This is a genomic window from Mesorhizobium sp. M0140 (assembly GCF_040322475.1).
GTDB lineage: Bacteria > Pseudomonadota > Alphaproteobacteria > Rhizobiales > Rhizobiaceae > Mesorhizobium.
The window spans coordinates 42312-62502 of sequence record NZ_JAMYTM010000023.1; the positions used below are offsets into that span (position 1 = coordinate 42312).

The 20191-nt window shown below is 64.0% G+C and carries 19 protein-coding genes; 10 read left to right on the plus strand and 9 right to left on the minus strand.

Translation table 11 applies throughout. The features are described 5' to 3' along the window. Positions 1-41 precede the first annotated feature (41 nt). Positions 42-1280: an ABC transporter substrate-binding protein gene (locus NKJ37_RS22005; RefSeq protein ID WP_023812491.1), complete on the minus strand. Its 1239-nt coding sequence runs from the start codon at positions 1278-1280 to the stop codon at positions 42-44. Positions 1281-1682: 402 nt separating this feature from the next. Between NKJ37_RS22005 and NKJ37_RS22010 the strand changes: the two genes are divergently transcribed. After that, the gene (locus NKJ37_RS22010) at positions 1683-2738 is read left to right on the plus strand and encodes a LacI family DNA-binding transcriptional regulator (RefSeq protein WP_023812490.1); all 1056 of its coding nucleotides are present in this window, start codon (positions 1683-1685) and stop codon (positions 2736-2738) included. Between the two features lie 9 nt (positions 2739-2747). On the opposite strand, the gene gnd is transcribed toward NKJ37_RS22010, so the two are convergent. The 6 genes from gnd to NKJ37_RS22040 all read right to left on the minus strand — a co-directional run bounded on the left by gnd (position 2748) and on the right by NKJ37_RS22040 (position 8745). After that, positions 2748-4175 carry an NADP-dependent phosphogluconate dehydrogenase gene (gene gnd / locus NKJ37_RS22015; protein ID WP_352774960.1) on the minus strand — a complete coding sequence of 476 codons (1428 nt, stop codon included), beginning with the start codon at positions 4173-4175 and terminating at the stop codon, positions 2748-2750. A gap of 234 nt (positions 4176-4409) precedes the next feature. Continuing rightward, positions 4410-6050: a copper resistance CopC/CopD family protein gene (locus NKJ37_RS22020; RefSeq protein ID WP_023812488.1), complete on the minus strand. Its 1641-nt coding sequence runs from the start codon at positions 6048-6050 to the stop codon at positions 4410-4412. A 53-nt stretch (positions 6051-6103) separates the two neighbouring features. Next, positions 6104-6622, minus strand: coding sequence for a YcnI family copper-binding membrane protein (locus tag NKJ37_RS22025; protein ID WP_023812487.1), 519 nt, complete (start codon positions 6620-6622; stop codon positions 6104-6106). A 30-nt stretch (positions 6623-6652) separates the two neighbouring features. Further along, the gene (locus NKJ37_RS22030; RefSeq protein WP_023812486.1) at positions 6653-7192 is read right to left on the minus strand and encodes a copper chaperone PCu(A)C; all 540 of its coding nucleotides are present in this window, start codon (positions 7190-7192) and stop codon (positions 6653-6655) included. A 97-nt stretch (positions 7193-7289) separates the two neighbouring features. After that, positions 7290-7646, minus strand: a complete 357-nt coding sequence (locus NKJ37_RS22035) for a DUF2946 family protein (protein WP_352774962.1) — start codon at positions 7644-7646, stop codon at positions 7290-7292. Between the two features lie 196 nt (positions 7647-7842). Continuing rightward, on the minus strand, positions 7843-8745 hold the full coding sequence (locus tag NKJ37_RS22040) for a GntR family transcriptional regulator (RefSeq protein WP_352774964.1): 903 nt from the start codon (positions 8743-8745) through the stop codon (positions 7843-7845). Positions 8746-8974: 229 nt separating this feature from the next. Between NKJ37_RS22040 and NKJ37_RS22045 the strand changes: the two genes are divergently transcribed. The 6 genes from NKJ37_RS22045 to NKJ37_RS22070 all read left to right on the plus strand — a co-directional run bounded on the left by NKJ37_RS22045 (position 8975) and on the right by NKJ37_RS22070 (position 16614). Next, on the plus strand, positions 8975-10480 hold the full coding sequence (locus tag NKJ37_RS22045; protein ID WP_352774966.1) for a UxaA family hydrolase: 1506 nt from the start codon (positions 8975-8977) through the stop codon (positions 10478-10480). Between the two features lie 61 nt (positions 10481-10541). After that, positions 10542-11540 (plus strand): aldo/keto reductase, encoded by a 999-nt coding sequence (locus NKJ37_RS22050; RefSeq protein ID WP_023812482.1) that lies wholly within the window; start codon positions 10542-10544, stop codon positions 11538-11540. A 299-nt stretch (positions 11541-11839) separates the two neighbouring features. Continuing rightward, positions 11840-12832 carry an ABC transporter substrate-binding protein gene (locus NKJ37_RS22055; protein ID WP_023812481.1) on the plus strand — a complete coding sequence of 331 codons (993 nt, stop codon included), beginning with the start codon at positions 11840-11842 and terminating at the stop codon, positions 12830-12832. A 183-nt stretch (positions 12833-13015) separates the two neighbouring features. Beyond that, positions 13016-14569 carry a sugar ABC transporter ATP-binding protein gene (locus NKJ37_RS22060; RefSeq protein ID WP_352774968.1) on the plus strand — a complete coding sequence of 518 codons (1554 nt, stop codon included), beginning with the start codon at positions 13016-13018 and terminating at the stop codon, positions 14567-14569. Beyond that, positions 14566-15531, plus strand: coding sequence for an ABC transporter permease (locus tag NKJ37_RS22065; RefSeq protein WP_023812479.1), 966 nt, complete (start codon positions 14566-14568; stop codon positions 15529-15531). The genes NKJ37_RS22060 and NKJ37_RS22065 overlap by 4 nt, the downstream gene beginning before the upstream one ends. Positions 15532-15597: 66 nt before the next feature. Further along, a complete protein-coding gene (locus tag NKJ37_RS22070; protein ID WP_352774969.1) occupies positions 15598-16614 on the plus strand; it encodes a zinc-binding alcohol dehydrogenase family protein in 1017 nt (338 codons plus the stop codon). 279 nt (positions 16615-16893) lie between these two features. Here the strand turns inward: NKJ37_RS22070 and phnF are convergent, their stop codons facing one another. After that, positions 16894-17643, minus strand: a complete 750-nt coding sequence (gene phnF, locus NKJ37_RS22075; RefSeq protein WP_023812477.1) for a phosphonate metabolism transcriptional regulator PhnF — start codon at positions 17641-17643, stop codon at positions 16894-16896. Positions 17644-17775: 132 nt separating this feature from the next. Here phnF and phnG point away from each other — a divergent pair, with 132 nt between their 5' ends. The 3 genes from phnG to NKJ37_RS22090 are packed head-to-tail and all read left to right on the plus strand — an operon-like array spanning position 17776 to position 19964. Further along, positions 17776-18237, plus strand: coding sequence for a phosphonate C-P lyase system protein PhnG (gene phnG / locus NKJ37_RS22080; RefSeq protein ID WP_023812476.1), 462 nt, complete (start codon positions 17776-17778; stop codon positions 18235-18237). Further along, complete coding sequence (phnH, locus tag NKJ37_RS22085) at positions 18237-18848, plus strand: phosphonate C-P lyase system protein PhnH (protein WP_352774971.1); 612 nt, start codon at positions 18237-18239, stop codon at positions 18846-18848. Before phnG ends, phnH begins: the two co-directional genes overlap by 1 nt. 3 nt (positions 18849-18851) lie before the next feature. Then, positions 18852-19964, plus strand: a complete 1113-nt coding sequence (locus tag NKJ37_RS22090; protein WP_352774972.1) for a carbon-phosphorus lyase complex subunit — start codon at positions 18852-18854, stop codon at positions 19962-19964. A gap of 2 nt (positions 19965-19966) precedes the next feature. Here the strand turns inward: NKJ37_RS22090 and NKJ37_RS22095 are convergent, their stop codons facing one another. Beyond that, positions 19967-20170, minus strand: a complete 204-nt coding sequence (locus NKJ37_RS22095; RefSeq protein ID WP_023812473.1) for a hypothetical protein — start codon at positions 20168-20170, stop codon at positions 19967-19969. Positions 20171-20191: the final 21 nt, after the last annotated feature.

The following is a 20191-nucleotide window of genomic DNA, read 5'->3' on the forward strand; positions in this document are numbered from 1 at the left end:
TGCATTCGCAAGGCCGGGAATGAGGCGGGTTGCCTCCAGCGTCAGTCCGCCGAAGCGATGAGGTCGGCGAAGCGCTTCTGCGCGTCTTCGATGGTCAGTTCCGGCTTGGCGAAGAATTCGGCGAAAAGGTCTTCCTTCTGTTTCTGGGTGTCCTGTGAAAGCAGTTGGTCCGTCCACGGCATGACGGCGCCCTTGGCAAGAATGGCGAGGCCCTTCTTCATGCAGTCGTTGGCCGCATTGAGATCGACGTCGCCGCGCACCGGCAGGGATCCCTTCTTTAGATTGAAGGCAACCTGCGTCTTGGGATCGAGCAGCGTCTCGGCCAGCACCTCCTGCGCCTTGCTCTTGTCGGCATCCTTGAGCAGCGGGAAATAGAAGGCGTCACCGCCCGTGGCTATGACCTCGTTCAGCCCAAGGCCCGGCAGGCAGGTATAATCCTTGCCGGCGGTCTTGCCGGCAACCTGGAACTCGCCCTGCGCCCAGTCGCCCATGATCTGGCCAGCGGCCTTGCCGGTGATGACCAGGTTGGTCGCCTGGTTCCAGTCCTGCACATTGGTGTTCTTCGCCATCTTGCGGGCATCGTCCGCGGCCTTGAAGACCTTGGCGACTTCGGGCCCGGCGGCGAACTTGGCATCCTTGTCCTTGTAGACCTTGAGGAATGTGTCCGTACCGCCCACAGCCGCAAGCAGGACGTCGAAGGCACCGGAGGATTGCCAGGCCTGACCGCCGACGGCGAGCGGGATGATGCCGGCCTTTTCCAGCGCCGGCGCTGCCGCCACGAATTCATTCCAGTCCTTCGGCAACGGCACGCCGGCCTTCGCGAAGGCTTCGTTGGACAGCCACAGCCACTGCCAGGAATGGATGTTGACGGGCACGCAGTAGATCTTGCCGTCGATGGTGCAGCCGTCGAGCAGGCTCTTCGGCCGGACGACATCAGTCCACTTGCCCTTGGTGGCGACGTCGGTGAGGTCGCGCATCAGGCCGGCCTGCACCAGTTCCTCCGCCTGCCGGCCATGGTTGAACTGCGTGGCGCCCATCGGATCGCCACCGGTGATGCGGCTGATCATGATTGGCCGCGCCGTGCCGCCGGAGCCGGCAATGGCGCCATCCACCCAGTGGTTGCCGGTTGCATCGAATGCCTTGGCAAGTTCCGCAACCGCCGCCGCCTCGCCGCCCGACGTCCACCAATGGGTGACTTCCAGGTCCGTCGCGGCCGCCTGGCCGGCAAACTGCAACGCGGCCGTCGCTGCCAGCGCAGCGGTCAAAAGTTTGTATCGCATTTCGGCTCCTCCCAGAATCTGAAACGTTACAGATTTTCGATACGGCAATTGCGCGGGCTGTGCAACCCATCAACGAAGCGCCCTCGATATTTTTTCGGACCGCGAACAAATTCGCATGAATGATCGCGCTTCCCATGCACTGCAGCATGGTTTGCTGCGGCGCAAACACCGAAATGCCGCCTGATACGGACAAAAGGCGGCGGCAGAGGCGATTTCTCCTGGAATCCCAATGCGTTTCGCAAAAGAACCATCCACCTCGTGGCGATGGACATGTAACTCGATATGGCAATCTGTAACGTTTCAGTATATTGAGCTTTGCCGGGGCTGGAACGCATATCGTACCGCTATGGCGGCGATTGCCGACATGGCTCGCGGCTGCTATGCGCCTGACGGGCGGGACGAATGGACAGACAGCGTACGGACAAGAACGGGGAGACCTCGGCACAGGGACGGCCGACGTTGAAGACGCTTGCCTTCATGACCGGGCTCGGCGTCACCACTGTGTCACGCGCCTTGAAGGATGCCCCGGAAATCGGCGCCGAAACCAGGCGTCGCGTCCAGCTCGTCGCCAAGCAGATCGGCTACCGGCCGAACCGCGCCGGCGTGCGTCTGCGCACCGGCAGGACCAATGTCATCAGCCTCGTGCTCAACACCGACCGCGAGATCATGAGCTTCGTCTCGGACATCATCTACGGCGTTTCGGAAGTGCTCGCCGAAACGCCCTATCACCTGATCGTCACGCCCTATTCCCGCTCGCAGGATCCGATGGAGCCGATCCGCTATCTCGTCGAGACCGGCTCGGCCGACGGAGTCATCATTTCGCGCACCCAACCGAACGATCCGCGCGCCCGCTACATGCTCGAGCACGGCATGCCCTTTGCCACGCATGGGCGCACCGACATGGGCCTCGTCCATCCCTACCATGACTTCGACAACCATGTTTTCGCGATGGAAGCCGTGCGCCGCCTGGCGAGCATGGGCAGGCACAAGCTGGCGCTTCTGTCGCCGCCGCCCGGGCTGACCTATTATGGCCACACGCTGAACGGCTTTGCCGATGCGCTAAGCGAGGTCGGAGCCAGCGAAATTCCGTTCAACACCGTTTCCATCGATCACACGATCGAGCAGATCAGGACCAGAACCGCGCAGGTGATGCGCCGCGAGAACAGGCCGGACGGCTTCGTCAGCAGCGCTGCCGCCGCGACACTGGCGATCGTCGCCGGCATCGAGGATGCCGGCCTCAAGCTTGGCCGCGACGTCGATGTCGTGTCCAAGCAGTCGTCGGACCTGTTGCACCTGTTCCGGCCGGAATTGCTCGTCGTCAACGAGAACTTCCGCCTGGCCGGCTCCGATCTCGCCCGCTCCGTGCTCGGCTGGATCGGCGGCGCCGCACCCGGCTCGTTGCAGCGCCTGGTCGCCACCAGCGAGGTTCGGGCGTTCAGCCCGCCGGTTTCCGTTTAGGCCCTTGGGCTAACCAGCCGCACCGCTTCCCCACGGCCCATGGAACGCGCCTTTGTCGTCGATACGCTCGAAGCCGTGCGCGCCGAAAAAGTCGCGCTGCGCCTGGATCAGGTTCGACGTGCCGCGGCCCTGGCGGTAGCTGTCGAAATAGGCAAGTGCGGAAGACAGCGCCGGAACCGGCGAGCCGGCCTCCGAAGCCCTCGCCACGATGCGCCGCAGCGACGGATGCGCTTCCTGCATCAGCGCAATGAAGGCCGGGGCCATCAGCAGGTTGGTCGAGGCGCCGCCCTTGCTGAAGGCCTCCGCCATGGTGTCGAGCATCTGCGAGCGGATGATGCAGCCGGCGCGCCAGATCCTGGCGATGGTCGGCATTGGCAGGTTCCAGTTGAATTCCTTGGAGGCGCCGCTCATCACCGCAAAACCTTGGGCGTAGGCGGCGATCTTGCCGGCGAACAGCGCCAGTTCCAGATCTTTCAGCAAGGCGTCCTTGTCACCGGAAATCTTCGTCACGCCGATGTTGCCATAGGCCTTTTCCGCCGCCAGCCGCTCGTCCTTGATCGACGATAGAACGCGCGCCGCCACCGCCGCCTCGATCGCGGTGGCCGGGATGCCGAGCTGCTGCGCCTCGATGACAGACCATTTGCCGGTGCCCTTCTGGCCGGCGCGATCAAGGATGATGTCGACCACCGGCTTGCCGGTCTTCGGATCGTCTGATGCCAGCACCTTGGCGGTGATCTCGATCAGGTAGGAATTGAGCCGGCCCTTGTTCCAGTTGGCGAACACCGTGCCGATCTCCTTCGGGTGCATGCCCAGGCCGTCGCGCAGGATGCCGTAGATCTCCGCGATCATCTGCATGTCGGCATATTCGATGCCGTTATGGATGGTCTTGACGAAATGTCCGGCGCCGTCGGTGCCGAGCCATGCCGCGCAGGGTTCGTCCTTGAACTTGGCGGAGATCGCCGTCAGCACCTTCTCGACGCGTTTCCATGAGTCCTCCGTGCCGCCGACCATGATCGACGGTCCGTGGCGCGCACCCTCCTCGCCGCCGGACACGCCCATGCCGATGAAGGTGAGACCCGAGCCGGAAAGCTCGGAGAAGCGCCGCATCGTGTCGCGGAAATTGGCGTTGCCGGCGTCGATGACGATGTCGTTGGCCGACAGCACGCCGCGCAGAGCCGCGATCTGTTCGTCGACCGGCTTGCCGGCCAGCACCATGATGATGATCGGGCGCGGCGGCCGGATCGCGGCGGCAAGCTCTTCCAGGCTGTAGCAGGGCACGACCATGTCCCTGAGCGCGCCGGCATTCTCGATGAAAGCGTCCGTGCGCGCCCTGGTGCGGTTGAAGACGGCGATGCGATGCCCGTGCTCGGCGATGTTGAGCGCCAGGTTGGAGCCCATCGTGCCAAGGCCGATCAGGCCGATTTCGGCTTTTTCCATCGTTTTTTTCCTGCCTTCGGATTTTGTTGAGATCGCGTTTTGCCGCGATGATTGACGGGCCTTTCGGGCTGCGTCAACCGCCCCGCCGAATTGTGTTGATGCCGCGGCGTGTGAGATTCAGGTCAGGCCGAGTCGAGAATGGTGGTTTCCGAGAACCGGAGCGGAGCGTACTTAAAGTACGTGAGCACCGGAAGCGCAGGAAGCCGCCGTTCGCAGGCCGGCATCACCTGAATATCACTCGGCGCGGATGTCGACGGGCGCCTCGATCTTCACCATCTCGAAGTCCGAGACCAGTATGTCGATGCGCACCGTCCACCGGCCGGCCACCGGGATGACGAGGTTGTCGACACGCCAACTGCCGTCGCCGGGCTTGGCCGCCGCGCGCTTCAAGGGCTCGATGCCCGAATCGGGTTTCGACAGCACAAGCGTCACCTCCTTGGCGTCGAGCGGGCCGAAATCGCCGCTCATGATGATCATCGAGGCGACGACCGGTCCGGCATGGCCCGGCGTGATGCTGAGATCGGCCATCGCTTTCAGCGCGTGGATATGGACCGACACCGGTTGCGCTGCCGCAATCGCGAGGGCTCGTGGCGGCGGCGTGAAGCGCCAGCCCGCGGCAACGCCGAAAATCGCCAACACGATCAACATCTCGACGCCGATCGAGCGGACCAGCCTGCGTTGAACTTCCGTCGATCCCGCCTCGGCCGATGCCGTGAGTTTCCAGCGGTTGACGGCGGCGAGCGTGAACAGAAAGACCAACAGCCCGAGTTTGATCAGCAGCAGCCTTCCATAGGCGGTGTCGACCAATGCCGCGGGTGTTTGCACCTGGATGACGGCAAGCACGATGCCGGCAGAGGCAAGCACGGCCACCACCGGCAGGATCGCCCAAGAAAACCGCCGCAGGAATGGCGTGGCCCCCGCCGATTGCCCCTTCAGCGCCAGCCCGAGTGGGACCAATGCGCCGGCCCACAACGCGATGCCTACGCCGTGCAGGAACACCATCGGCCGCGTCAGCCATTGCGGTTCGGCGGCACTGGCATGGCCGCTGGCGGCAAGGGCAACCCCCACCCCGGCCAGACCTGCCAGCGCAAGTGGTTTGGCGGTGGCGCGGGGGCCGGCCAGCGACAGCAGGCCAAGCCCCAGCGCAATCAGCGCGACCAGCACCGTCCAGCCGAAACTGGTGCCGAGTCCGGTCCGCCAGATAACCGCCTGTGCCAGATGGGAGAGCGGTGCCCCGAGCGCATCAAGCCCCTGCAAGCCGAGCGACAAGGGCGCCGCGACAAGTCCGCCCAGGATTGCGGCTGCAACGAAGCGCTGTCCGGCGCGGCCACCTTGGGACAGCCAGGCGAGGGCGAAAGCGCCGCCGACGCCGAGAAAAAGGCCGAGGTAGAGAAAAACCTTGCCGAGCCAGATCGCCGACCGCAACGGCCAGTCGACGGCTTCGGACACGGCGGGCGGCTCGCTGGGCGCGCCGATGGAAAACAGCAGCGATCCGCCGACGGGATGACCGTCTGCGGAGATGACGCGCCAGCTCAAGACATGCGTACCGGATTTGAGCGGTTGCGGATTGTCGATCTCGAGCGTCTGGTCGCTGAGCCGGAATGACGTCAGAGCAACCGGCGTGCCGTCGGGCTTCACCAAGGTCAGCACCAGCGGCGAGACCGGCTCACTGAAGGTCAGCGAGAACTGTGCCGGCCCCTGTTCCAGCACCGCGCCGTCGGCCGGATCGGTCTTGATCAGCGCGGCATGGGCAAAGGCCTGATCTGACACGGCAAGGCTGGCAAGAAACACGATCACGGCCAACAGGCCGGCGGCAAGCCGGCCGGCAGGTTTGCAGGCCATGGAAGCCGTTTGCAGGAGGGGGGTCGTGCTCATGTCACCGCCACGAAAAAGAGCGGCGCGCTCGAATGAGCGCGCCGCCTTGGAGATCATTTCTTCGGCAACAGCTTGATGCCGGGTGCCGGGTTTTCCAGCGCGTCCTCATCCTGGCCGGCTGCCGGGATTTCGATCCAGCGGTCGGCGGCCCCATCGCATTCCTGCACAACCGGGAAGTAAAGCTTCTGGCCGACAGGGAGATCCGCCGTCAGCGTCGCGCGGAAGACGAACTCGTCGTAGAATTCATCTGGCAGGCTGCCGCCGCTCCAGTCGACCTCCTTGACCCCGTCGGCAACCGCCTGACCATAGAGCTGGTAGGATTTGTCGTACTTGCCCTTCTTGGTCTGCAGCGTCCAGCCAGGCTTCGGCATCGGCTTCACCGCGATCACCCCTTCCGGAATCTGCACGCGCACGGCGATCGTCGCCTTGCCCTCGCAACCATGCGGCACGCGCAAAACGGCCTTGTAGGTCGACCCAACGGCCGCTTCCTGCGTTTCGAACGTGATATGCGCGAAGGCGGCACTGGTTCCGAGCACGAGAAGTACTGCGGCCGACAAAAGATACTTGTTCATGATGGTCCCTCAAATTTCAAACTGGCCGGGTCAATTGGCGTGATCGTCCATGGCGCCACCGCCCATGCCTTCGACAGCGAAATCGACGCTGACGGCGCCGGCCTTTTCGAAGGTCAGGACGGCTGAGAACTTTTCACCCTGTTTGGGTTGTCGCTTCAGGCCGATGAACATCAAATGATAGCCGCCAGGCGCAAGGGCTACCTTGCCGCCGGCCGGAATTTCCAGGCCACCGGCAACCGGACGCATGGTCATGACGCCGTCCTTGACGCCCATCTCATGCAGCTCGGCCTTTTCAGAGACATCGGAGGAAATCGACACCAGCCGGTCCGGCGCACTGCCGTTGTTGGTGATGGTGAAATAGCCGCCGGCGACCTTGGCGCCGGCCGGCGTGGCGCGCGACCAGGGGTGGCCGATCTCGAGATCGCCAACCTTGAACTCATGCGCGAGGACGGACTGGGCGCCTGTGAACAGCAGCGCAAGAGCCAGCACGGCAATGCCGACACGCTCTTCGATGCCGCGTAGAATGCCGCCGGGCATAAGACGCGCCGCGTCGGGGAAAAAATAGGACATGGTTGCTCCATGAAGTGAAGGTCGCGCCGTTGCCGGTCGCGAGCAGTTTGATCTTTGGATGGGTACGCCCACGAAAGGTTCCGCCGGGCAAACAGGCTCAGGCCGTCAGCGGCGGCGCGCGCGGGTTCGACGGCGAGCGCTCACGCGCAAAGTCGAGATGGATGGCCGCCGGAAAAACAAAGGCGACCGTTTTGAAGGAAAGGCTGCCCAGCGCCAGGCCAGCACCGGGCGGCGGCGCAAAGGCCGCCGAAACCATGCTGCAGCCGAGCACGCAGCATGCCGGAAGATGGGACGGCGGCTGGTTGTCGCCGGGAAGCTGGGTTTCGCCCTCATGGGTGCAGATGACGTTGCCGAAGGCGTCGAGCTGCGATGCATTGGGACCGGCGCCGAAGGCGAATGCACCAAGCGTCGACTGGAGCAACAGCAGATAGGCCGCGACAAGCGCGACCGGCATGCTCCATCGTCTCCTCGATACGCCCAAAGCCCTGCCTCTCGCAGCAACGAACCATATCTAGCACGGGGCTGGCGGGTGGAAAATCGCCAAATCGCCGCGGCGCCGACGCGGCAGGCTCAACGCATGCCGCCCAAAAGCGTATAGCGGTTTTGGGACAACGACATGCATGAAACAAGGCTCCAAGCCGCGATGCGGCTCAGGATTTTTGCAGCGACCGGCTCTCCGGGATCGAGGTCAGCAATGTCTGGCGCGCCGATTTCAGGTGCTTGCGGCAAGCGGCGTCGACCTTGCCGAGATCGCGTGATTTCAGCGCCTCTATGTAGACCAGATGCTCACCGATGGCGACTTCGTTGCGCTCGCGTTCCTGCGCCTTGTTCCACTGGTAATGATAGTGGAAGATCATGGCGATGACATCGTAGAAATCGACGATGAAGCGGTTGCGCGACGCCCGGTGGATCAGCCGGTGGAAGCGCTCGTCGAGTTCGGAGAACTCGGTGAAGCGGGTGGCGATGTCGTTTGCCAACTGGCGATGCTCGTCTTCCAGGCGGTCGAGATCGGTCCAGACCGCGCTGTCCTGCGGTAAAACGGCAAAGGCGGCCGCCGAGCGCAGTTCGAACATTTCGCGGATTTCGGTCAGCTCCAGCGCGAAGGCACGCGTAAAGCCCTTCAGCACCCAGTGACTGTTGCGGCGCTTCTCGATCAGGCCGAAGCGGGAGAAGCGGATCAGGAACTCGCGCACGCTGGTGGTGCCGACGCCGATCTCACGCGCCAGTTCGAGCTCGTTGATCTGCATGCCGGCTTCGGCGCCGCCGGCGAGCAACCGACGCATGAACGACCGTTCGATGATCTCGGCCAGCGTGTCGGTCTCTTCCTCGGGGAAGAAATCATCGGGACGCGTCTCGCGCAGCACCGTCTTGGCGCGCTTGTTCCAGGCGATCAGCCCAGTCTCTTCCATGCGCGCGAGAATGGTGCGCACCGTGGTACGGCTGACGCCAAGCAAGGTACCCAGTTCCGGCTCCGAAGGCAGGCTGCGCGTTTCGTCGAGCTGCCGCAGGCAGCGGTTGTAGGCATCCTTGTAGACGTTGTTGCTCTTCGACATCCCTGACCCGTTGCACGCCGTCGCTTGCGGCGGACGGTTTGAAGCGCAATATGACGTTCGCATGGCTCTGAGAAGCGAAATTGCTTCCCGGAACAACCCGGAGACATGCGGAACTCCCCAGTGAAAAAACCATTGACGCAAAACTGTTTTTTCACGATAAAAGACAATATCTCTAAACAGACGCGTGTCAATCCGTCCGCGCAACCCAGGATCACCCAGGAAACCGCCCGTGAACGCCTCCAACTGCATTCTTCTATCCCCCGCCGACAATGTCGCCGTCGCCAACGGCCGCATCGAGATCGGCACCGCGCTGCCGGGCGGTGCCGTCGCCAGTGTGTTGATCGAGCCCGGCCACAAGGTGGCGATCAAGCCGATCGCCGCCGGCGAGGCCGTGGTGAAATACGCCCAGGCGATCGGTCGCGCGACACAGGACATCGCGCCGGGCGAGCACGTGCATTCGCACAATCTGGTGTTCGAATCCGGCCGCTTGCCGGTCGTGCCGCCGAGCGAGGCCGAGCACGCGACGGAGGCCGACCGCACCCGCACCTTCATGGGCTATCGCCGCGCCGATGGCCGCGCCGGCACGCGCAACTTCATCGGCATCGTCGCCAGCGTCAATTGCTCGGCCACCGTCTGCCATTCCATCGCCGACACCGCCAACCGCACGCTTTTGCCGAAATATCCCGGCATCGACGGCTTCGTGCCGATCGTGCACGGCCAGGGCTGCGGCATGAGCGGCACCGGCGACGGCATGATGGTGCTGCACCGTACACTCGCCGGCTACGCCCGCCACCCGAATTTCGGCGGCGTGCTGATGGTCGGTCTCGGCTGCGAGGTCAACCAGCTCACCCTCTACGGCCAAAAGGGCGTCGCTGCCGGCAAGCGCCATTTCAACATCCAGGACGCCGGCGGATCGCGCAAATCGGTGGAAAAGGCGATGGGCGTGCTGGCCGAGATCGCCGAGGAAGTCGGCCAGCTGAAGCGTGAGCCGATCCCGGTCAGCGAGATCATCGTCGGCCTGCAATGCGGCGGCTCCGACGGCATGTCGGGCATTACAGCCAATCCGGCGCTGGGCGCGGCTGTCGACATCCTGGCCGGCGTCGGCGGCATCGGCATCCTCTCCGAGACGACGGAGATCTATGGCGCCGAACATCTGCTTGCCTACCGCGCGGCAACGCCGGAGATCGCGCAGAAGCTCGACGGCTTCGTGAAATGGTGGGAGGACCATGTCGCCAAGCACGGCGCCTCGATCGACAACAATCCCTCGCCCGGCAACAAGCGCGGCGGCCTCACCACCATCCTGGAGAAGTCGCTCGGCGCGGTCGCCAAGGGCGGCCAGACGCCGCTCAACGGCGTCTTCGGCTACGCCGAAAAAGTCACTGGCAGCGGCCTGGTGTTCATGGACACGCCCGGCTACGACCCGGTTTCGGCGACCGGCCAGGTGGCGGGCGGGGCCAACGTCATCGTCTTCACCACCGGCCGTGGCTCCTGCTTCGGCTGCCGTCCGACGCCGTCGATCAAGGTCGCCACCAACTCGACGATGTACCACCAGATGGAGGAGGACATGGACGTCAATTGCGGCGTCATCGCCTCGGGTGAAAAGACCATCGCCGGCATGGGCCGCGAGATCTTCGAACTGATCGTCGAAACGGCTTCCGGCCGCAAGACCAAGAGCGAGGACTTCGGCTACGGCGACAACGAGTTCGTGCCCTGGCATCTGGGCGCAACACTTTAGATTTTACTGATATAAAGTAGACTGCGCGCCGGCCAGTTGGCTGGCCACGGGGAGGTTGTGCATGGAAAGACGCCGCATCGGCCAGACAGCGCTGGAAGTCACCGAGGTCAGCTTTGGCGGCGCTGCACTTGGCGGCCTTTACCGCGCCTGTTCGCGCGAAGCGGCGATGGAGACGCTGCAGGGCGCCTGGGATGCCGGCCTGCGCTATTTCGACACCGCACCCTTTTACGGTTTCGGACTGTCGGAGCGCCGCTTCGGCGACTTCCTGCGCTACAAGCCGCGCGATTCCTATGTGCTGTCGACCAAGGTCGGCCGGCTGTTCCGCCCGGTGTCGGAGGATCAGGTTCCCGATCACTCCTATGTCGATCCGCTGCCCTTCGCGCTCGACTACGACTATTCCTATGACGGCATCATGCGGTCGGTCGAGTTCAGCTATGCGCGGCTTGGCCTAAACAGGATAGACATCCTGTTTGTCCACGACATCGGCGCCTACACCCATGGTGTCGAGAAGACCAAGCTGCACTTTCGCGACCTGATGGACGGCGGCCTCAAGGCACTCGAAGAGCTGAAACGGTCCGGCGTCATTTCCGCCTATGGGCTTGGCGTCAACGAGGTGCAGATCTGTCTGGACGTGATGCGCGAGGCGCCGCTCGACTGCATCCTGCTCGCCAGCCGCTATTCCCTGCTCGACCGCAGTGCCGAAGCGGAGTTGCTGCCCCTATGCCGGGCGCGGCAGACCTCCTTGGTCATTGGCGGCGTGTTCAACTCCGGCATCCTGGCGACCGGGCCGGTGCAAGGCGCGCATTTCGACTACCGCCCTGCCAGCCATGACGTGCTCGACCGCGTCGGCGCAATGGAAAGGATCGCCGCCGAGGGTGGCTATCCGCTCGCCGCCGCCGCGTTCCAATTCCCCTTGCATGAACCTGCCGTCGCCACCGTGCTGACCGGCACCGCCAAGCTGGCGAACCTGACGCGCAACCTCCAACTGCTCGACATCGACGTGCCGGAGACGGAATACGCCAGATATCGTCCCCACACACTGGTGCAGGAGCTGGCGTGAAACTTCATATTCTTGCGGTCACACGAAGGAATGGATATTCCATATTGACGAAATGGTGGAATTAATATTCCATACATTCCCGGAACGGAACGGAAGCGTGACGGCGTCAATGGGGAGCAGCGCGGTGGATTTGCTTCTGCCAGACCTCGCAAGGACTGATCAAACACCGCTTGCATCGATCTGTTCGATGCATTATCAAAACATGGCAATTGTTTTTTATTGATAAAGTTCTGTTCGGGCCGCGCCTATCCGGACGGAGCTTCCGTAACGTTCACCGGGCGACTTAGGGAGGAAACCTCATGAAATTCGCGACCAGCATTCTCAACCGCCGCGCCGTCATGGCGCTGGCAGCAGCTTCGATGCTCGCCGGCGTCATGCATTCGGCGCCGGTTTCGGCGGCGGACGTCACCATTCCGATCATCGTCAAGGACACCACGTCCTTCTACTGGCAGATCGTTCTGGCCGGCGCCCGCAAGGCCGGCAAGGATCTCGGCGTCAATGTGCCGGAACTCGGTGCCCAGGCTGAAACCGACGTCAACGGCCAGGTCTCGATCCTCGAGAACGCCGTTGCCAGCAACCCGGCGGCCATCGTCATTGCGCCGACCGAGTTCAAGGCGCTTGGCAAGCCGATCGATGAAGCCGCTGCCAAGGTCAAGGTCATCGGCATCGACTCCGGCGCCGACTCCAAGGCCTTCACCTCGTTCCTGACCACCGACAACGTCCAGGGCGGCCGCGTCGCTGCCGACGGCCTCGCAGCCGCCATCGGCGCCGCCAACGGCGGCAAGATCGAGGGCGACGTCGCCCTGATCACCAACGCACCGGGCGCCGGCTCGCTCGAACAGCGCAAGCAGGGCTTCACCGAACAGCTGGCCGCCAAATATCCGGGCCTCAAGCTGGTCGCCGATAAATACGCCGACGGCCAGGCCACCACCGGCCTCAACATCGCCACCGACCTGATCACCGCCAACCCGAACCTCAAGGGCATCTTCGCTTCCAACCTGATCATGGCGCAGGGCGTCGGCCAGGCTGTCGCGGAAAACAGCCTTGGCGGCAAACTGGCGCTGGTCGGTTTCGACAGCGACGAGAAGCTGATCAAGTTCCTCAACGACGGCGTCATTTCCGCCCTCGTCGTCCAGGATCCGTACCGGATGGGCTATGACGGCATCAAGACCGCACTCGCCGCCTCCAAAGGCGAGAAGGTCGAAGCCAATGTCGACACCGGCGCCAATCTGGTGACCAAGGACAACATGAAAGACCCCAAGATCGACGCGCTGCTCAATCCGAAGCTCTGAGCCGTCGCATCCGCAATCGTCTCCGGGGCACCTCGCCCCGGAGACACAAGCTGCCGCACAAACGGCTTGGCAATCCGCACGCCTGAGCTAGGCTGTTTTCGAGGCATATCCTTGCCTCGCCGCGTGCCAATCGTGAGGCCAGCCTGGGAAGCCAATCCGGGAGGCCAATCTGGGAGGATTGTCATGATTTCGACGGCGCAGGAACTGCATCCCACACCCGTTCTGGAACCGGGGCGGACCATCCTCGAATTGCGCGGGCTGGAGAAGCGCTATCCCGGCACCCACGCGCTGAAGCCGGTCGACCTCGCCTTCAAGTCCGGTGAGATCCACGCCATCGTCGGTGAGAACGGCGCCGGCAAATCCACGCTCATCAAGCTTCTGACCGGCGTCATGCCGCGCACCTCCGGAGAGATTGCCTGGGAGGGCCAGCCGGCCGCCCTGGCCACACCGCACGAGGCGATGGCGCTCGGCATCAATGCCGTGCACCAGGAAGTCGTGCTGTGCCGTCACCTGACGGTCGCCGCCAACATGTTCCTCGGCGAGGAGAATTCACGCTTCGGCATCCTGCAGCAGCGCGCCATGGTCAGGCAAGCACAGACGATCATCGACGACCTCGGCTTCGACCTGCCGGCGCATGTCACGCTTGGCGACCTGACCATCGGCCAGCAGCAGCTGATTGCCGCCGCCCGCGCCACCGTGCGCGGCACCAAATTCCTGATCTTCGACGAGCCGACCGCCTACCTCACCCGCAAGGAGGCCGACCAGCTTTTCACCCTAATCCGTCGGCTGAAGGGCGAAGGCGTGACGATCATCTACATCAGCCACCGCATGGAGGAAGTGTTCGAGCTCGCCGACCGTGTTTCCGTGCTGCGCGACGGCACGCTGGTCGGCACCCGCAACATCGCCGAGACCAACGATGCCGAGCTGGTCAAGATGATGATCAACCGCTCGATCGAGCAGGTCTATCACAAGGAGCATTTCACGCCGGGCGCCGCCATTATCGAGGCGAGGAACCTGTCCGGCAAGGGCTTCGAAAATGTCTCGATGACGGTTCGCGCCGGCGAGATCGTCGGGCTTTATGGCCTGATCGGTGCCGGACGCAGCGAGTTCGTCACCACGCTTTACGGCCGCCACCGCAAATCCGCCGGCCAGATCCTCTGGGAAGGCAAGGAGGTGCAGGTCAATTCCGAACATGACGCGATCAAGCTCGGCATGGCGCTGGCGCCGGAGAGCCGCCGCGACCAGGGCCTCTGCCTCAACCTGCCGGTCGGCTTCAACCTGAACCTGCCGATCTACAAGCGTATCTCCAACAATATGCTGATTTCGAGCACGCAGGAGAAGACGCAAGCCGATCGCCAGATCGCCGATCTGCGCATCAAGACACCGACACGCGGCGCGCTGGCATCCAGCCTGTCGGGCGGCAACCAGCAGAAGATCGTCATCGGCAAATGGCTGGCGCACGGCGCCAAGCTGTTCATCTTCGACGAACCGACGGTCGGCGTCGATGTCGGGACCAAGGCCGAGATCTACCGCCTGTTCGGCGCGCTGCTGTCAAAGGGCGCCGGCATCATCCTGATCTCGTCCTATCTGCCGGAAGTCTATGAACTCGCCGACACGCTGCACGTGTTCCGGCGCGGCAAACTGGTGGCGACGCACGGTTTTCACGCCGCCAGCCACGAGGATATTCTCACTCAGGCGCTCGCCGAGAAACAAGAAAAGCTGGGAGGACAGATATGAGCACCGAGGCGATTGCCGTCGAAAAACCGAAGCGCAACTATAATGTCCTGTTTGGGCTGACGCTTTTGGCGCTGCTGGTTCTGCTCTGGATCCTTCTCTCCGTGGCGACGACGAGCTTCGCCTCCGCCAACAACATGGCCAATCTCTTGCGCCAGGGCTCGATGATCGCCATCATGGCGGTCGGCCAGACTTTCGTCATCATCACCGGCGGCATCGACCTGTCGGTCGGCGCCGTGGTCGGTTTCGCCACGGTGGTCGTGGCCATGATGATCAATGCCGGCTTCCCCATCTGGCTCGCCATTCTGGTGACGCTGCTGGTCGGCGTCGCCATCGGCATGTTCCACGGCTTCGGCATCGTCAAGATGGGCCTGCCGCCCTTCATCATCACGCTGGCAACGCTGACCTCGCTGCGCGGCATCGGCCTTTTGATGACCAACGGCAATTCGATCAACATCAACAGCGACACCTTCACCGCCTTCTCGCGCAATTCCTTCATCGGCATCCCCAACCTGTTCTGGATGGTGATCCTGGTCGGCATTCCGGCCTATATCTTCCTGCACCACAGCCGCTGGGGCCGATACCTGTTTTCGGTCGGCTCCAACGCCGAGGCTTCGCGTCTGTCCGGCGTCAATGTCCAGCGCACCATCTACATGGCCTACACGCTGTCGGGCCTGTGCGCCGCCTTTGTCGGCGTGCTGCTGGCCGCCCGCATCGGCATCGGCAACCCGACGCAGGCCGAGGGCTGGGAGCTGCAGGCGATCGCGTCTTCGGTCATCGGCGGCACCTCGCTGTTCGGCGCCGTCGGCTCGGTGCACGGACCACTGCTCGGCGCCTTCATCCTGGCCACCATCAACAACGGCGCCAACCTGCTCAACGTCAACTCGTTCTGGCAGCGCATCATCACCGGCGCGCTGATCATCATCATCGTCTACTTCGACGGCCTGCGCCGCCGCGGCAAGTAGCGACCCCGCAATCAACCGCCGGTTCGCCACACCAACGGGCCGGCGATTTCATGACTGGATTAGCGCATGAAAGCCGTCCTCTGCCGTTCGCCCGGCGATCTTGTCCTTGAAGACCGGCCTTCACCAGAGGCACCGCCTGCCGGCTGGGCGCTGGTGGCGGTCAGCCATGTCGGCATCTGCGGCACCGACTACCACATTTTCGAGGGCAAGCACCCATTCCTCGCCTATCCCCGCATCATGGGCCATGAGGTGTCGGGAACGATCCTCGAGACCGGCGACGGCGTCGATCTTGCCGTTGGCGAGCCGGTCGTCATCAACCCCTATCTTTCCTGCGGCAAGTGCATCGCCTGCTGGCACGGCAAGCCGAATTGCTGCGTCAGGATCGAGGTGCTGGGCGTGCATCGCGACGGCGCCATGTGCGAACGGATCCTGGTGCCGGCGCAAAATCTCTATCCGGCCAACGGCCTGTCGCTGGCCGACGCCGCCGCAGTCGAGTTCCTGGCCATCGGAGCGCATGCCGTGCGGCGCGCTCGCGCCGACCCTGGCGCCCGCACGCTGGTCATCGGCGCTGGCCCGATCGGGCTCGGTACCGCCATCTTCGCCCGCATCGCCGGGCTCGACGTGACGCTGCTCGACATGAGCAGTGAAAGGCTCGCCTTCGCCGCGAACGAGCTTGGTTTCCAGACCCTCGACGGCTCGCGCGGCGCGGTGCCCGATCTGGTCAAGGGAGCGACATCAGGCGAAGGCTTCGATGTCGTCTTCGACGCCACCGGCAACACCCAATCGGTGCAGTCGGCTTTCGCCCATGTCGCGCATGGCGGAACGCTGGTGCTGGTCTCCGTCGTCAAGGACGACATCAGCTTTTCCGATCCGGAATTCCACAAGCGCGAGATGACGCTGATCGGCAGCCGCAACGCGCTGCGCGCCGACTTCGATCACGTCGCCGCCTCGATCCGCAACGGCGCCGTGCCCCTGGCCAAGCTCGTCACACACCGCACCACACTCGCCGGCACGCCGCGCGATCTCGCCCGCTGGGCACACGAGAAATCCGGCCTGATCAAGGCTGTGATCGAGGTCGGATAGAGGCGCCTGTTCGACACGAATTCGGAGATCGTTGAGCGCCCAACTTGGTAGATCTGATGCTTTGGCGACTAGCCGCAACATCCATCGCTTCGTCATCCTATGGCGGAGCGAGGAGCGAAGCGACGCGGCGCAGACCATAGGATCCATGCCGTGACCTGAGAGCGTTGCTTCGGTGCAGAATTCTGCGCCGCTGCGCTCTTCGCCCGAGATCGCGGCATGGATCCTTGGGTCTCCGCGACGGAGCTGCGCTCCTGCTTCGCCCAAGGATGACGACGTTAGCTACAGCGCCGACAGCTTCAGCTCCACCCGCTCGGCCGGGAAGCGCGACTCGGAAAACTGGATCGGCTGGCCGTCCGGCGTGACGTTGACGGCAACCGTGACCAGCACGATGGCGCCCGGCAGCAGGTCGAGGTCGGCAAGGTCCGCCGCATCGGCATGGCGCGCCGACAGCACGGTCGATTGCCGGAGATAGTCGTCGATGCCGAAACGCGCCAGCGATGCGGTGATCGAGCCGGTTTGCGCCATCGCGGCATCGATGCCGGCAAAGCGCCGGGCCTCGAACCAGCCGGCAGCACGCGACACCGGCCGTCCGTCGGCTTCGCCGCGCGTTTCCAACCGGATCACATCGGCTCCCCTGGCAAGGCCAAGGCCCTCGGCAACGCGCTGGCTGGCCGGCTCGATCGACGAGGCGAGCAGGACGATGTGCCGTTCCGTCGTTTGCCCTTGCAGCCCTGTCGAAAAGCGTGTGCGCGCGCCGATCGGATAGGACAGCCGCTTGCGCGACAGTACGAAGGTGCCGCGCCCCTGCTCGGCCCGCAGCACGCCTTCCCTTACAAGGGCCGATATGGCGCTGCGCACCGTGTGACGGTTGACGCCATAGCGTTCTGCCAGCGCCACCTCCGGCGGCAACGCTGCATTCTCCGTGAAATCGCCGATGGCGATCGCATGCAGGATCTTGTCGGCGATCTGCCGCCACAGCGAAACGCCACTGCGCCGCTCGATGCTGTCCGCTGCCAGCCGCCCGACTATCATTGCCCCAACCTTCCAGCGCCCAGTCTTATATCGCTGTCATCCACCCGTCATGGACACGCGTTAGATAATAGGTATAATTTGTATAGTTGTCTATATCAATAGACAAATTGACAAAGAGGAATGCTGCTGATGCGAGGACAGGAAGCCCGCGACCAGGCCGAGCGCAAGGCCGCCATGGCGACACTGGCGCAATCCAGCGGCGATGACATCGTCCGGCTCTGGAATGAAGCCGGATTGCCTTCGGAAGCAGAACTGCTGCGCGGCCCCGAGACCGGGCTGGTCACCGTGCGCGGCCGCATCGGCGGCGGCGGCGCGCCCTTCAACGTCGGCGAGGCGACCGTCACCCGCGCCACCGTCCGGCTGCCCTCCGGGCAGGTCGGACATTGCTATGCGCTTGGCCGCGACAAGCAGAAGGCGAAGCTGGCGGCCATCGCCGACGCGCTGTGGCAGGATCCTGCCCGCCGCAATGAAGTCGAGACCGGACTGATAGCGCCCCTGCGGTCGGCTCTGACCGCAGCGCATGAAAAACGCCGCGCCGAGACGGCGGCAACGAAGGTGGATTTCTTCACCATGGTTCGCGGAGAAGACTGATGGACATTGCAGCGCAATCGATAGAGGGCGGTTTCGCCGATCCGGTCTTCAATGCCCAGACGGTGTTCCGCGCCGTCATGGACGCAATGGCGCGGCCAGGCAGCGTGCAGCCGCTGCCGGCCTTCGCCCGCCCGCCGGCGCCGCTCTCGGCGGCCGCCGGCGCCATCGCACTGGCGCTGTGCGATAACGACACCCCGCTCTGGCTCGACCAGACCCTGCAAGCTTCCACCGCGATCAGACCCTGGCTTGGGTTCCACACCGGCGCGCCATTGGCCAACACACCGGCCGATGCGCATTTCGCCTTCATCGCGGCCCCGGCCGAGATGATGTCGCTCGATGGTTTTTCGCAGGGCACCCAGGACTATCCCGACCGTTCGACCACGCTGATCCTGCAAGTCGGCGATCTCGTGTCCGGCACGCCGCTGTTGCTCGAAGGTCCCGGCATCGAAACCAGCGCCACGATCGCGCCGGCACAGATGCCGCGCCATTTCGTCGAGCAGTGGAAGCAGAACATCAAGCGCTTTCCCAGAGGCGTCGACATCATACTCGCCACATCAGATGGCATTGCCTGCCTGCCGCGCACGACGCGCATCAAGACAATGGAGGCGTAAAAAATGTATGTCGCGGTAAAAGGTGGCGAAGCCGCAATCGCCAACGCCCACAGCCTGCTTGCCGACCGCCGACGCGGCGACCGTTCGGTGCCGGCCCTTCGCCTCGACCAGATCGTCGAGCAGCTGGCGCTCGGCGTGGATCGGGTGATGAGCGAAGGCTCGCTCTACGACCGAGAGTTGGCGGCACTCGCAATCGTCCAGGCGCGCGGCGACCTGATCGAGGCGATCTTCCTGGTGCGCGCCTATCGCACCACGCTGCCGCGCTTCGGCTACACCAGGCCCATCGACACCGCCGGAATGCTGGTCGAGCGGCGCGTGTCGGCGACCTATAAGGACCTGCCCGGCGGCCAATTGCTCGGGCCCACATTCGACTACACCCACCGGCTGCTCGATCCCGAGCTTGCCGCCGGCGCCGACGTCGCCGAGCCCTTGCGGCGCGAGACGGAAGCGCAAGCCATGCCGCGCGTATCGGCGATCCTCGCCCGCGAAGGCTTGATCGAACCGGACGGCGACATGCCGCAGGACCATGTCCCCGGCGACATCACCCGCGAGCCGCTGGAATTCCCGATGGCGCGCGACATCCGCCTGCAGGCGCTGTCACGCGGCGACGAGGGCTTTTTGCTGGCGCTCGGCTATTCCACCCAGCGCGGCTATGCCCGCAACCATCCCTTCGTCGGCGAGATCCGCATCGGCGAGGTCGAGCTTGAGCTCGACGTGCCCGAACTGCCCTTCGCTGTCCCGCTCGGCACTGTCCGCGTCACCGAATGCCAGATGGTCAACCAGTTCAAAGGCTCAGCCAAGGCGCCGCCGCAGTTCACCCGCGGCTACGGCCTGGTCTTCGGCCAGAGCGAGCGCAAGGCGATGGCGATGGCGCTTTGCGACCGGGCGCTGCGCGCCTCCGAACTCGGCGAGGATGTCGTCGCCGCCGCGCAGGACGAGGAGTTCGTCATTTCGCATTCCGACAACGTCCAGGCGACCGGCTTCGTCGAACATCTGAAGCTGCCGCACTATGTCGACTTCCAGGCCGAACTCGACCTCGTGCGCCGCATGCGCGCCGAATACGACGCCCGCGGAAATGCCGACATGCTGGAAGACAAGAAGGAGGCGGCGGAATGAGCCTAGTCGCCCGACCCGCCATCACCGCCACCGCTGTCGTGCGAATGGTCGCCATGCCCGCCACTGTAGCCGCCGCCGATGCCAACGCTCTCGCCATGCGCGCCTTCCCTGGCTGCGGGAAAAACCATTCTTCGGAGGATAAACGCGACCACGCCGACGAACGCCAGCAGCAGAATTCCGATATGCAGCCAAGCGGTCTGGGTCATCCGATTTCGCCCCTGTTTCCG

Excerpts from the sequence above, each read along its gene's own strand:
- NKJ37_RS22005 (WP_023812491.1), bottom strand. The coding sequence starts at position 1,280 with ATGCGATACAAACTTTTGACCGCTGCGCTGGCAGCGACGGCCGCGTTG.
- NKJ37_RS22010 (WP_023812490.1), top strand. The coding sequence starts at position 1,683 with ATGGACAGACAGCGTACGGACAAGAACGGGGAGACCTCGGCACAGGGA.
- gnd (WP_352774960.1), bottom strand. The coding sequence starts at position 4,175 with ATGGAAAAAGCCGAAATCGGCCTGATCGGCCTTGGCACGATGGGCTCC.
- NKJ37_RS22020 (WP_023812488.1), bottom strand. The coding sequence starts at position 6,050 with ATGAGCACGACCCCCCTCCTGCAAACGGCTTCCATGGCCTGCAAACCT.
- NKJ37_RS22025 (WP_023812487.1), bottom strand. The coding sequence starts at position 6,622 with ATGAACAAGTATCTTTTGTCGGCCGCAGTACTTCTCGTGCTCGGAACC.
- NKJ37_RS22030 (WP_023812486.1), bottom strand. The coding sequence starts at position 7,192 with ATGTCCTATTTTTTCCCCGACGCGGCGCGTCTTATGCCCGGCGGCATT.
- NKJ37_RS22035 (WP_352774962.1), bottom strand. The coding sequence starts at position 7,646 with ATGCCGGTCGCGCTTGTCGCGGCCTATCTGCTGTTGCTCCAGTCGACG.
- NKJ37_RS22040 (WP_352774964.1), bottom strand. The coding sequence starts at position 8,745 with ATGTCGAAGAGCAACAACGTCTACAAGGATGCCTACAACCGCTGCCTG.
- NKJ37_RS22050 (WP_023812482.1), top strand. The coding sequence starts at position 10,542 with ATGGAAAGACGCCGCATCGGCCAGACAGCGCTGGAAGTCACCGAGGTC.
- NKJ37_RS22055 (WP_023812481.1), top strand. The coding sequence starts at position 11,840 with ATGAAATTCGCGACCAGCATTCTCAACCGCCGCGCCGTCATGGCGCTG.
- NKJ37_RS22060 (WP_352774968.1), top strand. The coding sequence starts at position 13,016 with ATGATTTCGACGGCGCAGGAACTGCATCCCACACCCGTTCTGGAACCG.
- NKJ37_RS22065 (WP_023812479.1), top strand. The coding sequence starts at position 14,566 with ATGAGCACCGAGGCGATTGCCGTCGAAAAACCGAAGCGCAACTATAAT.
- NKJ37_RS22070 (WP_352774969.1), top strand. The coding sequence starts at position 15,598 with ATGAAAGCCGTCCTCTGCCGTTCGCCCGGCGATCTTGTCCTTGAAGAC.
- phnG (WP_023812476.1), top strand. The coding sequence starts at position 17,776 with ATGCGAGGACAGGAAGCCCGCGACCAGGCCGAGCGCAAGGCCGCCATG.
- phnH (WP_352774971.1), top strand. The coding sequence starts at position 18,237 with ATGGACATTGCAGCGCAATCGATAGAGGGCGGTTTCGCCGATCCGGTC.
- NKJ37_RS22090 (WP_352774972.1), top strand. The coding sequence starts at position 18,852 with ATGTATGTCGCGGTAAAAGGTGGCGAAGCCGCAATCGCCAACGCCCAC.
- NKJ37_RS22095 (WP_023812473.1), bottom strand. The coding sequence starts at position 20,170 with ATGACCCAGACCGCTTGGCTGCATATCGGAATTCTGCTGCTGGCGTTC.